Below are 14,873 nucleotides of genomic sequence, written 5' to 3'. Positions count from 1 at the left end.
ACACTTCCAAAAACATCAAAGGTCCGCGCCGCCCAGTGCCCTCTGGACGAGATCATCGACATCCATCGCGTCGAGCGCGCTATTCGTTCCTTCTTGCGGCGCCGGCTCAGAAACGTTCTCTGAGGTGTGGGCGAGTTCCAGCAGGACATCCACTAGTCCGGCTTCACGGAGACGCGCGAGCGGAACAGAGGCCAACGCCTCGCGTATCCGGTCCTCTTCTGGGTCGCTCTGCTCGACCGCACCGCCCTGCGGAAACATGCTCGTCTCCAGATGCGCGGCCAGTGCGGTGAGGTTCGGGTAGTCGAATACCAACGTAGTCGGTAGGTCCAGACCAGTGATCGCGCCCAACGCGTTACGGAGCTGAACGGCCGTCAGCGAGTCGAACCCGAGCTCCCTGAACGACCGGTCGCTCTCGATACTGTCAGGCGTCGTGTGCTCCAGGACCGCGGCGACGTGCTGCCGGACCAGCTTGCGGAGGGAACGCTGACGCTTCACCGAGGAGAGCCCCTCCAGACTCGTACGCAGCTCCGCCGCGGCCGACTCGGCCGATACCAGGTCCGAGGGCACCGGTGATGCGTTGGAAGGCGCCGTCTTGAGCAGTTCACTCAGCAACGGTGCCGGCCGAGCCCCCTTCAGCTCTTCCGCCAGGCGCTCCCATGCGGCATCGAAGACAAGGGCGAAGGTGTCGTCCACGTCAAGAGCGCGCTGCAGTGCGCAGATGGCCAACTCCGGGTTCATCGGGACCATGCCGCCCCGCCTCATGTGCTCTTCGAGGTCCCCGTCGATCGCCATGCCGCTTCCGGCCCAGGCGCCCCAAGCGATGGAGGTGGCCGGAAGACCATCCGCACGCCGCTGCAGCGCGAGCGCGTCCAAGAAGGCGTTACCCGCCGCGTAACTTCCCTGGCCGGGACCGCCCAACGTGCTTGCCACCGAGGAGAACAGCACGAACGCCGACAGGTCCATCCCGGCGGTCAGCTCATGCAGATTCCGCGCCGCGTCCACCTTCGGACGCAACACCCCGGCCGCGCGTCCCACCGTCAGCGCGTCGATCACACCGTCGTCCAGCACACCCGCCGTATGCACCACCGCATCCAACGGGAACTCCGCCGGAATCCCGTCCAGCACCGCGGCCAGCGCCTCACGGTCCGCCGCGTCACACGCGGCCACCGTCACCCGGGCGCCCAGAGCCTCGAGTTCCGCCTTCAAGCCGGCGGCACCCTCGGCCTCCATACCACGACGACTCGTCAGCACCAGATGCTCAGCACCACGCTCCGCCAGCCACCGCGCCACATGACCACCCAGCGCACCCGTGCCACCGGTCACCAGCACCGAACCACGCGGACGCCAGGACGCCCGGCCATCCGCTTCCTCGGGCACGGACGCACCCACCAGCCGCTTCACAAACACCCCGGAGCCACGCAGCGCGACCTGATCCTCACCGTCCGCACCGGCCAACACCCCGGCCAGACGCGCCACCGCCCGAGAGTCCACGGTCTCGGGAAGGTCGACGACGCCACCCCAGCGCTGCGGATATTCCGCCGCGACAATCTGCCCCAGCCCCCACACCGTGGCCTGGGCAGGACTCACCAGCCGGTCGGAACGCCCCACCGACACCGCACCCCGCGTACCACACCACAGCGGTGCCACCACACCGGCGTCGCCCAGCCCCTGAACCAACCCCACCATCGCCGCCAGCCCGGCCGGCACCACCCCGAACGCGCCATGCCCCGACTCGTCCAACCCCAGCAGCGAGAGCACACCCACCGCCTCGGACGGCTCCAGCCCCGCCCCGTCAAGCCCCGCGCGCAGCCGCTCCGCCACCATGCCACGATCGTCATCAGACCTGCCCCACACCACCGGCACGACATCGGCGCCGCTCGCCTCCAGCCCCTTCACCGTGGCGGACACGAGCGCGTCATCGGCATGCGACGCGGGAAGGACGACGAGCCAGGCACCCGAGAGCGAGGCCTCGGCGGCGGACGCCATGGACTGCCAGACCACCTTGTAACGCCAGCCGTCCACCGTGGCCTGCTCACGCTGCTGACGCCGCCACGACGACAGCGTCGGAAGCAACGCCATCAACGACGACTGCTGCGCCTCGTCCTCCACCGCCAGCGTCCGCGCCAGCCCCTCCAGGTCCTCGCGCTCAACGGCTTCCCAGAACCGGGAGTCCAAGCTGTCGGCAGCGGTGGGGCCGTCTGCCGCCTCTGCCTTGTCCTCCAGCCAGTAGCGCTGTCGCTGGAAGGCGTAGGTGGGCAGCTCCACCCGCTGGGCGTCACGTCCGGCGAACAGCCGCTCCCAGTCGATGGTGACCCCGTTGACGTGCAGCTCGGCCAGCGCTGTCGTCAACGCCTGTGTCTCGGGACGGTCCTTGCGCAGCACCGGCACCACGACGGGAGCCGACGCCTCCACCGCCGTCAGACAGTCCTGCCTCATCGCCGAGAGCACGCCGTCGGGCCCCACCTCCAGGAAGGTGGTCACACCCCGCGCCTCAAGCGCTCGCACCCCGTCCGCGAACCGCACCGCTTCCCGTACGTGCCGCACCCAATACTCCGGGGAGCACATCTCGTCGCCCTTGGCCGCCTCACCCGTGAGGTTGGAGACCAGGGCGATCGACGGTGCCTGGAAGGACAGCCCCTCGACGACCTTGCGGAAGTCGTCCAGCATCGCGTCCATACGCGGCGAGTGGAAGGCGTGGCTGACCCGCAGACGGCGCGTCTTGCGGCCCCGCTCCGCCCACTGCCCGGCGATCTCCAGCGCTGCGGCCTCATCACCGGCGATGACGACCGCGGTCGGGCCGTTGACGGCGGCAATGCTCACCTCGGCCTCACGGCCGGCCAGCGACGGAGCGACCTCCTCCTCCGACGCCTCGACGGCCACCATCGCCCCACCCTCGGGCAGCGCCTGCATCAGACGGCCACGGGCGGCCACCAGCGTGCAGGCGTCCTCCAGCGAGAACACCCCCGCCACATGCGCGGCCGCGATCTCACCGATGGAGTGGCCGATCACCACATCCGGGGTCACACCCCAGTGCTCCAGCAACCGGAACAACGCCACCTCGACCGCGAACAGCGCCGGCTGGGTGAACGCCGTCTGATCCAGCAACTCCGCATCCGCACTCCCCTCCGCCGCGAACACCACCTCCCGCAACGGACGATCCAGCAAGCCGTCCAGACGCGCGCACACCTCGTCCCACGCGTCAGCGAACACGGGGTAGGCGTCGTACAGCTCCCGCCCCATGCCAAGACGCTGCGCACCCTGACCCGAGAACAAGAACGCCTTCAGTCCCGAAGCGTTCGCAACACCACGGACCACTGCCGGGGCGACCTCACCAGCGGCGACAGCCTCCAGGCCGTGCAGTAGCTCCGCACGGCCCGTGCCCGTCAACACGGCGCGGTGCTCGAATACCGACCGCGTCGCCACCAGCGAATAAGCTAGATCCAGCGTGCTCAGTTCCGGCCGGGCATTCAGATGTGCCAGCAGTCGCCGCGCCTGAGCGCGCAAGCCGTCCGAGCTCCGGGCGGAAAGTGCCCACGGAGCCCTACCACGGTCGTCGGGCGCCGCCGCGTCGGCCGGTCGCTCCTGTTCGATGTCGGAAGGGGCCTGCTCGATGATGGTGTGGGCGTTGGTACCGCTCACACCGAACGCCGACACTCCGGCCCGCCGCGGCCGCCCGGTCTCCGGCCACGCGGTGGCCTCGGTCAGCAGCCGCACCTCACCCGCCGACCAGTCCACCTGCCGCGACGGCTCGTCCACGTGCAGCGTGTTCGGCAGCACACCGTACTGCATCGCCATCACCATCTTGATGACCCCGGCGACGCCGGCGGCGGACTGAGTGTGGCCGATGTTCGACTTCACCGCGCCCAGCAGCAGCGGCCGGCCCTCGGGGCGCTCCTGACCGTAGGTGGCCAGCAGCGCCTGCGCCTCGATCGGGTCACCCAGCGACGTACCCGTACCGTGCGCCTCCACCGCGTCCACCTCGGACGCCGACAGCCCCGCGTTCGCCAGCGCCTGACGAATCACCCGCTGCTGCGACGGACCGTTCGGCGCGGTCAGACCATTCGACGCACCGTCCTGGTTCACCGCCGAGCCCCGGACCACGGCCAGCACCCGGTGCCCCTTGCGCCGGGCGTCGGACAGCCGCTCCACCAACAGCAGACCGACACCCTCGGACCAGCCCGTGCCATCCGCGGCGTCCGCGAACGGCTTGCACCGGCCATCCGGCGCCAACCCGCGCTGACGGCTGAACTCCACAAAAGCGCCCGGCGTGATCATCACGGTCACACCACCGGCCAGCGCCATCTCACACTCACCCTGACGCAACGCCTGCGCGGCCTGGTGCAGAGCGACCAACGACGACGAACACGCCGTGTCCACCGTCACCGCGGGCCCCTCAAGACCCAACGTGTAGGAGATACGGCCCGACACGACCGATGTCGCGCTGCCGGTCAGCAACTGTCCCTCAAGGCTCTCGGGGATCTCCCGCAGCCCGGTTCCATAGCCGGAGGTCGTGGTTCCGACGTAGACACCGATCTGGCTGCCACGCACGGATGCCGGATCGATACCGGCCCGCTCGAACGCCTCCCAAGAGGTCTCCAGCAGCAGCCGCTGCTGCGGATCCATGGTGAGCGCCTCACGGGGCGAGATCCCGAAGAACCCGGGGTCGAACTCCCCCGCGTCATAGAGGAACCCACCCTCACGGGCGTAGAACGTGCCGGGCCGGTCAGGGTCCGGGTCATACATCCCCTCGACATCCCAGCCGCGATCGGAGGGGAACGAGGAGATGGCGTCACCGCCGCTCTCCACCAGTTGCCACAGATCCTCCGGGCTCCGCACCCCGCCGGGGAAGCGGCAGCTCATGGAGACGATCGCGATGGGGTCGTCGTCCGCGCCGGAACCTGCGGACGCCCCGGACCCGGTACCGATCGCCGGGGACGACGCCCCCAGCACCTCGGTCCGCAGATACGCGGCGAGCGTGCCGGCGCTGGGGTAGTCGAAGACCAGCGTGGTGGGAAGGCCGAGACCGGTCTCCGCGGCCAGCCGGTTGCGCAGGTCAACCGCGGTCAGCGAGTCGAAGCCCAGATCGCGGAAGGCCCGGTTCGGCTCGACCATCTCCGCGGACGCGAAACCGAGCACGGCGGCGGCGTGCTTGCGCACCAGATCGAGCAGCGCCCGGTCCCGCTCCCCCTCGGTCAGCGGCTTCAGCCGCTCGCGCAGCTGCGCCCCGGCGGCCTCGGCCCTCTCGCCGTCGTTCCCCTTCGTCTCCAGCCGCTGGACCTCTTCCAGCTCGCTCAGGAACCGGCTGTGCCGGACTGCGGTGAACGCCGGAGCGAACCGCTCCCAGTCCACGTCCACCACCGTCACCAGACCGTCGTCACCGGCCACCGCGCGCTCCAGCGCGGCGATCGCCAGCTCGGGTGCCATCGCGGGCAGTCCACGCCGCGCCAGCTGCTCCCCCGCGTCGCCCTGGGTCACCATGCCTTCCTCGGCCCACGGACCCCAGGCGACAGAGGTGCCCGCCAGACCCCGCGCACGCCGCCGCTCCACCAGCGCGTCCAGGAAGGCGTTTCCGGAGCCGTAGACGCCCTGCTCAGCACCGCTCCACACGGCGGAGATGGAGGAGAAGACCACGAACGCGTCGAGCTCACGGTCGCCGAGCAGCTCGTCCAGGTTGACGGCACCCGCCACCTTGCCCGACACCGCCCTGGCCGCGTCCGCGAGCTCCGTCTCCAGCAGGGAAGCCGTCATCGTGACCCCCGCCGCGTGCACCACCCCGGTGAGCGGCCGGTGCTCCGGCACCGCGTCCAGAACGGCGGCGAGCGTGTCACGGTCCGCCGCGTCACACGCGGCCACCGTCACCTCGGCGCCCATGCCCTCCAGCTCCGCCTTCAACTCGGCGGCGCCCTCGGCCTCCAGACCGCGGCGGCTGGTCAGCACCAGGTGCTCGGCACCGCTACGGACCAGCCAGCGGGCCACCTGGCCACCGAGCCCGCCCGTGCCACCGGTCACCAGCACCGTGCCACGCGCCCGCCACGAGATCCCCTCGCCGACAGCCGCGGCCGACCGCACCAGACGACGCGCGAACACACCCGAGCCACGCACCGCCACCTGGTCCTCGCCACCCCCGGCAGACAGCACACCCGCCAGCCGCGCCACCGCACGCTCATCCAGCGACTCCGGCAGATCGACCACACCGCCCCACAGCGGGGGCAGCTCCAACGCGGCCGCCCGGCCCAGCGCCCAGACCATCGCCTGCGTCGGGCTGGTGAGCCGGTCCGAACGCCCCACCGACACCGCGCCCCGCGTACCACACCACAGCGAGGCTTCGATGCCCGCCCAGACCACGGCCCGCACCAGCACCAACGTCAGGGCGTAGCCGCCCGACAGCGCCGGATATCCGGGGCAGGGTTCCTCGTCCAGGGCGAGCAGCGACAGGACGCCACCCAGCTCAGGAACCTCTGCGGCCGTTTCCCGCAGCCGCTCCGCCAGCACATCGGCGTCGAGGTCCCGCTCGTCCACCACGAGCGACACCACACCCGCGCCGTGCCGCTCGAACCCGGCGACAACCCCCGCCACCAGCTCGTCCCCGGCACGGGACGCCGGAACCACCACCAGCCAGGTCCCCGACAACGACCCTTCGGCCAGGTCGGAGGCCGGCTTCCACGACACCTTGTAGCGCCAGCCGTCGATCGTGGACTGGTCGCGGTTGTTGCGGTGGTACGCGGACAGGGCGTGCAGCACCGCGCTCAGCGGCGCCTCGCTGTCCACCGCCAGCGCATCCGCCAGCGACTCCAGATCCTGGCGCTCCACCACCTCCCAGAACCGCGCATCGACAGAACCGGCGCCATCGGCCGCGCTTCCGCCGGGCGGCAGGCCGAATCCATCGAGCCAGTAGCGTTCATGCTGGAAGACGTAGGTCGGCAGCTCCACCCGCCGTGCACCACGGCCCTCGTACACCTTCCGCCAGTCAACGCCGACCCCGCTGACGTGCAGTTCGGCGGCCGAGGTCAGGAACCGCTCCAGACCGCCCTCATCCCGCCGCAGCGTGCCCACGACCACCGCCCGCGCCTCAGCCGCCTCCACCGTCTGCTGCACCGGCAGGGTCAACACCGGATGCGGGCTCACCTCGACGAACACGCCATGCCCACTGCCGAGCAGAGCGCGCGTCGTGGACTCCAGCTCAACGGTCTGCCGCAGGTTCCGGTACCAGTACTCCGCGCCCAGGCCGACGGTGTCCACCAGCTCGCCGGACACCGTCGAGTAGAACGGCACCTTCGACGAACGCGGCGCGATGTCCGCCAGAACCTTCAGCAGCTCCTCGCGGATCGCCTCCACGTGCGCGGAGTGCGAGGCGTAGTCCACCGGAACCCGGCGAACCCGGACCTCCTCGCCCTCCAGCTGCGCGACCATCTCATCCAGCGCCCCCGGATCACCGGAGACCACCACGGAACCGGGGCCGTTGACCGCCGCCACCGAGATCGCACCATCCCAGGCGGCGATACGCTCCCGCACCTGATCGACCGGCAGCCCGACCGACACCATGCCGCCACGGCCCGCGAGACTCGCCGCGATCGCCTGCGACCGCAACGCCACCACCTTCGCCGCGTCCTCCAGCGACAACGCACCCGCCACACACGCCGCCGCGATCTCACCCTGACTGTGACCCATCACCGCGTCCGGCACCACACCCACCGAACGCCACAGCCTCGCCAGCGACACCATCACCGCGAACAACACCGGCTGCACCACATCCACCCGGTCAAACCCCGGAGCGCCGCCAGCACCACGCAGCACATCCGTCAACGACCAGTCCACATAAGCCGACAGAGCCGTCTCACACTCGCCGATCGCCTCCGCGAACACCGGCGAGGAGTCCAACAACCCCACCGCCATACCCACCCACTGCGCCCCCTGACCCGGGAACACAAACACCGAACGGCCACGAACATCCGCCACACCACGCGTCACACCGGAGACCACCTCGTCCCCGGCCAGCGCGCCCAACCGCTGCAGGAGTTCCTCACGGTCCCCACCCGTCACCACACCGCGATGCTCGAACACCGACCGCGACGCCACCAGCGAGTGACCCACGTCCAGCGTGCTCAGTTCGGTGCGGTCGAGCAGGTACGACCGCAGCCGCTCCGCCTGGGCGCGCAGGGCTTCCGGGCTCCGGCCGGAGAGGACCCAGGGGGCGATGCCGTGGTCGTCGGTGGGAGCCTCGTCCCGCTCCGCCTCGGCAGGTGCCGGGGCCTGCTCGATGATGGTGTGCGCGTTCGTCCCGCTCACGCCGAACGACGACACGGCAGCCCGACGCGGACGCCCCGTCTCCGGCCACTCCGTGGCCTCCGTAAGCAGCCGAACCTCGCCCGCCGACCAGTCCACCTGCCGCGACGGCTCATCCACATGCAGCGTCTTCGGCAGCACGCCGTGCCACATCGCCATCACCATCTTGATGACGCCACCGACGCCCGCCGCGGCCTGGGTGTGGCCGATGTTCGACTTCAACGCGCCCAGCAGCAGCGGCCGGCCCTCGGGACGTTCCTGGCCGTAGGTGGCCAGCAGCGCCTGCGCTTCGATCGGGTCACCCAGCGGGGTACCGGTCCCGTGTGCCTCCACGGCATCCACGTCAGCCGGCGACAGACGAGCGTTCGCCAGCGCCTGCCGGATCACGCGTTGCTGCGACGGGCCGTTCGGAGCCGTCAGGCCGTTGCTCGCGCCGTCCTGGTTGATCGCCGTACCCCGGACCACGGCCAGCACCGGGTGGCCGTTCCGCCGGGCGTCCGAGAGCCGCTCCAGGAGAAGCATGCCCACGCCCTCCGACCAGCCGGTGCCGTCCGCCGCGTTCGAGAACGCCTTGCACCGGCCGTCGGCGGAAAGTCCTCGCTGACGGCTGAACTCCACGAACACGTTCGGCGACGACATCACCGTGACGCCACCGGCGAGTGCCAGCTCGCACTCACCCTGACGCAGTGCCTGAGCCGCCAGATGCAGCGCCACCAGCGACGATGAACACGCCGTATCCACCGTCACCGCAGGTCCCTCAAGACCGAACGTGTACGAGATACGACCGGACGCCACGCTGCCCGCGCTGCCGGTGCCGATGGAGCCCTCGAAGCCTTCCGGAGCGTTCCCCTGGAGACGAGTGGCGTAGTCGTTGTACATGACACCGACGAATACGCCGGATCGGCTGCCCTGGTTGGCGACCGGATCGATCCCGGCCCGCTCGAACGCCTCCCAAGAGGTCTCCAGCAGCAACCGCTGCTGCGGGTCCATCGCCATGGCCTCACGCGGCGAGATCCCGAAGAACACCGGGTCGAACTGGTCCGCGTCGTGCAGGAATCCGCTGTTCCGGACGTAGTACGTGCCCTCCCGGTCGGGGTCCGGGTCGTACATCCCCTCAAGGTCCCAGCCGCGATTGGACGGAAACTCGGACACCGCGTCCGTATCCGCCAACACCAGCTGCCACAGTTCCTCGGGCGTCCGCACCCCGCCCGGGAAACGGCAGCTCATACTCACGATCACGATGGGGTCGTCGTCCACCGGTGCGCCAGGCCCGGCCACCTCCCGCAGGCCTGCCGACGAGATGACACCGTCCCCGCCCAGAAGTTCGTCGCGCAGGTGGCCGACGAGTGCCATCGGGGTCGGATAGTCGAAAATCAGCGTGGCGGACAGTCGCAGGCCGGTCTCCGCGGTGAGCCGATTCCTCAGATCGACGGCCATCAGTGAGTCGAAGCCGAGTTCCTTGAAGGGCTGCCGCGTGTTCACCGTCTCGGGGGTGGCGTGCCCAAGGGCCGCCGCGATCTGAACGCGGACCAGCTCCAGCAGCATCTCGTCCTGCGCCGTCTGCGGCAGACCCACGAGGCGCCGGCGCAATTCGTCAGGAAGACTTGCGCTCTGTTCCGATCGCGCGGTACGGCGCGTCATCACGTGGGGCACGACGTTGCGGAAGAGAGTGGGGAGTTCGGCGCCCTGCGCACGCAGCGTAGGGATGTCCAGCCGCAGCGGGACCGGCACGCTTTCGTCCGACACCAACGCGGCGTCGAACAATTCGAGCCCTTCCTCGGAGGAGAGCGGCACCAGACCCGACCGCGACACCCTGCGCAGGTCCTCCTCGCCGAGGTGGCCGGTCATACCGCTGGCCTCGGCCCACAGACTCCACGCCATCGACACACCCGGCAGCCCCCGCGTCCGGCGCCAGGACGCGAGGCCGTCCAGGAACACGTTCGCCGCCGCGTAGTTGCTCTGCCCGGCGCCGCCCAGCACACCAGTGGCCGAGGAGAACAGCACGAACGCCGACAGGTCCATCGTCTCGGTCAGCTCATGCAGATTCCACGCCGCGTCCACCTTCGCCCGCAACACCGGCTCAATCCGCTCACGGGTCAGCGACGTCAGCAGCCCATCGTCGAGCACACCCGCCGCATGCACCACACCACTCAGACCAAAGCCCTCCGGCAACCCCGACAACACCCCGGCCAGAGCCACACGGTCCGCGGCATCGCACGCCACGATGACCACCTCCGCGCCGGCGGCCTCCAGCTCCGCCCGCAATTCCGGCGCGCCCTCGGCCTCCGCACCACGACGGGACAGCAGCACCAGCTTCTTGACCTCATACCGGGCCACCAGGTGCCGAGCCACCAGGCCGCCCAGCACGCCCGTGCCACCCGTCACCAACACCGCACCCGAACCAAACCCAGCCGACTCCGGAACGGCCACAGCCGGCACCCGCCCCAGGCGCGGCACCCGCACCACACCGGACCGCACCACCAGCTGATCCTCGCCCAAGGCCAGCATCCCGGGAAGGAGATCGGCCACCCCCTCCACATCATCGGTATCCACCAGCACCAGGCGGCCGGGGTTCTCCGCCTGCGCGGACCGCACCAGGCCCCACGCCGCGGCCCCCGCCAAATCCCTCACGCCAACGCCATCACCCACGTCCACCGCGCCCCGCGTCACCAACACCAACCGTGCGTCCGAGGACTCCTGATCGGTCACCCACGACCTCACCCACTCAAAAGCCCTAATCACCTCTCTATGAACCTCACCCACCACGTCCGCACCGCTGGAGACCACCCGCACAACCTCCACGTCCGGCACGGGCACTGCCCGATCCGCCGCGGGCGCGTTCACCCATTCCAGCCGGAACAACGCGTCCCGGGCCGCCCCACCCGCAACCCGCAGCTGACCAGCCTCGACCGGCCGCAACGCCAAAGACTCCACCGACGCCACCGCACGCCCGGACTCGTCCCCCACCACCACCGACACCGCACCCGAATTGCCCTCCGTCGCCGGAGCCAGCCTTACTCGCAGCGAGGAGGCACCGACCGCGCCGAGCCAGAATCCACGCCACGAGAACGGCAGCAGACCGCCCGAACCACCCGACAGAGCCTCACTCACGCCCATCGCGTGCAACGCCGCGTCGAACAACGCCGGGTGCAAACCGAACTCACCCGCACGCTCCCGCTCCCCCTCCGGAAGCGACACCTCCGCGAACACCTCGTCGCCACGCCGCCACGCACGCTTCAGCCCCTGGAAAACCGGCCCATACTGCAACCCGTTCTCCGCGGCCCGCACATACTGCCCCGACACATCCGCGACCTCAGTCCCCGCCGGAGGCCACGCCCCGAAATCAAAGAGGGCCCCATCAGCGCCTTCGGCCGGCGCGAGCGCCCCACGGGCATGGCACACCCAAGTCGCGCCCTCTCCCTCCGCCTCGTCCCGCGAGAACACACTCACCTCGCGGTAGCCGGAAGCATCCGCCTGGCCCACCTCGGCCTGAAGGTGCACCCCGCCCTTCTCGGGCACGATCAGCGGCGTTTCCAGGATCAGTTCCTCAACCCGGCCACAACCGACCTGGTCGCCCGCCTGCAGCGCCAACTCCACGAACGCCGTTCCCGGCAGCAACACGACGCCGTGCACGGCGTGATCCGCCAGCCACCCATGCGTGGCCAAAGACAACCGCCCACTCAGCACCACGCCGCCACCACTCGCCAGCGACACCACCGCACCCAGCAGCGGATGCCCCAGCGAGCCCAACCCCACCGAACCCACATCGCCCACACCCGCGGGCGCATCGAGCCAGTAACGCTCCCGCTGGAAGGCATACGTCGGCAACCCGACCCGTCGACCGCCACGCTCCTCCAACGCGGCGGCCCAATCCACCTGGACGCCATGGGTGAACAGCTCAGCGGCGCTGATCAAGAATCGCTCAAGTCCACCGTCGTCACGCCGCAGCGTGCCGAGAACCACGGCCTCTGTCTGGGCGGCCTCGATGGTCTGCTGCACCGGCAGCCTCAGCACCGGATGGGGACTCACCTCGACGAACACCGAGTGCCCGTCGGCGAACAGCCTGCGGGTGGTGGCCTCCAGCTCGACGGTCTGCCGCAGATTCCGGTACCAGTACTCCGCGTCCAGCCCAGCCGTGTCCATCGGTTCACTGGTAACCGTCGAGTAGAAAGGCACCTCCGACGAGCGCGGCTCGATGTCCGCCAGGACCTTCAGCAGCTCCTCATGGACCTCCTCCACCAAGACGGAGTGCGACGCATAGTCGATGGCAACCCGACGGACCCGGACCCCCTCGCCTTCCAACGCCGTGAACAGCTCATCCAGCGCCTTCCCAGCACCCGCCACCACTACCGAACCGGGACCGTTGACCGCGGCCACGGACACGGCGCCGTTCCAAGCGGCGATACGTTCCCGCGCCTGGTCGATCGGCAGTCCGACCGACACCAGCCCACCACGGCCGGCCAGCCTCGCCGCGATCACCCGCGACCGCAACGCCACCACCTTGGCCGCGTCCTCCAGCGAGAGGGCACCCGCGACGCACGCCGCAGCGATCTCGCCCTGGCTGTGGCCCATCACCGCGTCCGGCTCCACACCCACCGAACGCCACAGCCTCGCCAGCGACACCATCACCGCGAACAGCACCGGCTGAACGACGTCCTCCCGGTCATACCCGGGAGCACCGTCGACACCACGCAGCACCCCGGTCAGCGACCAGTCCACGTAAGGCGCCAACGCGGCCTCACACTCGGCCATCGCCTCCGCGAACACCGGCGAGGACTCCAGCAGTCCGACCGCCATGCCCACCCACTGTGCCCCCTGGCCCGGGAACACGAAAACGGAACGGCCGGGACGCGCGCTCTCGCCCACCACCACGCCCGGATGAGCCGACTTCTCCGCTACCGCGGCCAAGCCCGCCAGCAATTCGTCCCGGTCGCGGCCCACCACCACCGCTCGGTGCTCCAGCACCGACCGGGTCGTCACCAACGACAGCGCCACATCGGCCACACCGTACTCCGGGCGCTCCGCCACGAAATCCCGCAGCCGCCCGGCCTGGGCCCGCAATCCCCCCGCACCACGTCCGGACACCACCCAGGCCACCGGACCATCGACGCCCTCGGCCTCGGCGGCATCGACCACCTCGGCCTCCGGAGCCTGCTCCAAGAGCACATGTGCGTTGGTCCCGCTCACCCCGAACGAGGACACACCGGCCCTGCGCGGTGCCCCCGTCTCCGGCCACGGGGTCGGCTCGGTCAGCAGCGACACCGCCCCCGCCGACCAGTCCACGTGCTCCGACGGCTCCGCCACGTGCAGGGTCTTCGGCAGCACACCGTGCCGCATCGCCATCACCATCTTGATGACGCCACCCACGCCGGCGGCCGCCTGGGTGTGCCCCATGTTCGACTTCAACGACCCCAGCCACAACGGCCGGTCCTCCCCGGGGCGCTCCTTGCCGTAGGTGGCCAGCAGGGCCTGCGCCTCGATCGGGTCACCCAGTGTCGTACCCGTGCCGTGTGCCTCCACCGCGTCCACGTCGGCCGCCGACAGGCCCGCGTTCCGCAGCGCGTCGCGGATCACCCGCTGCTGCGAGGGACCGTTCGGCGCGGTCAGCCGGCTGCTCGCCCCGTCCTGGTTGACGGCGGCGCCCCGTACCACGGCCAGTACCTGGTGCCCGTTGCGCCGCGCGTCGGACAGCCGTTCCAGCAGCAGCACACCGGCGCCTTCGGACCATGAGGTGCCGTCGGCCGCGTTCGAGAACGACTTGCAGCGCCCGTCGACGGCGAGTCCGCGCTGCCGGCTGAACTCGATGAACACCCCTGGTGTGGCCATCATGGCCACGCCTCCGGCGAGCGCCAGCGAGCAGTCGCCCTTGCGGAGGGCCTGCGCGGCCAGGTGCAGCGCCACGAGCGACGAGGAGCACGCCGTGTCCACGGTCACCGCGGGACCTTCGAAGCCGAAGGTGTAGGAGATGCGGCCGGACGCGATGCTTGCGGCGCTGCCGTTTCCCAGGTGACCTTCGAGACCCTCCGGTATCGACTGGATGCGCGAACCGTAGTCGTTGTACATCACACCGACGAACACGCCGGTGCGGCTGCCGCGCACGGACGCCGGGTCGATGCCCGCCCGCTCCAACGCCTCCCACGAGGTCTCCAGCAGCAGCCGCTGCTGCGGATCTGTCGCCAGCGCCTCGCGCGGGCTCATGCCGAAGAACGAGGCGTCGAAGCCGTTCGCGTCGTGCAGGAACCCGCCCTCACGCGTGTAGCTCTTGCCCGGCTTCTCCGGGTCCGGGTCGTACAGGTCCTCGTCCCATCCCCGGTCCACGGGGAAGGTGGAGATGGCGTCGGTGCCCGAGGCGACCAGCTCCCACAGGTCTTCCGGCGATTCCACGCCACCCGGATACCTGCATCCCATGCCGACGATCGCGATGGGTTCCGTGTCCCTGTCCTTGAGTTCCCGCAGCTCTTGACGAGTCTCATGCAGACTGGCCGTCGCGCGCTTGAGGTAATCGCGCAGTTTGGTGTCGCTCACTGCCTCTTGTCACTCCTCTGAGAACCCCGGGACAGGGGGTTGAAAGCCTTCGGCCGGTTACTTCC

Annotated in this window: 1 protein-coding gene; it reads right to left on the bottom strand. The window is 70.1% G+C overall.

Going from position 1 to position 14,873, the window contains the following annotated elements:
• Positions 1–15: 15 nt before the first annotated feature.
• Entirely contained in the window at positions 16–14,808 is a 14,793-nt protein-coding gene (locus STRVI_RS19060) for a type I polyketide synthase (protein WP_014057311.1), read from the bottom strand.
• Positions 14,809–14,873: the final 65 nt, after the last annotated feature.

The sequence above is a fragment of the Streptomyces violaceusniger Tu 4113 genome (assembly GCF_000147815.2).
Taxonomy (GTDB): Bacteria; Actinomycetota; Actinomycetes; order Streptomycetales; family Streptomycetaceae; genus Streptomyces; species Streptomyces violaceusniger_A.
This window is presented reverse-complemented; position numbering and strand designations above follow the sequence as displayed.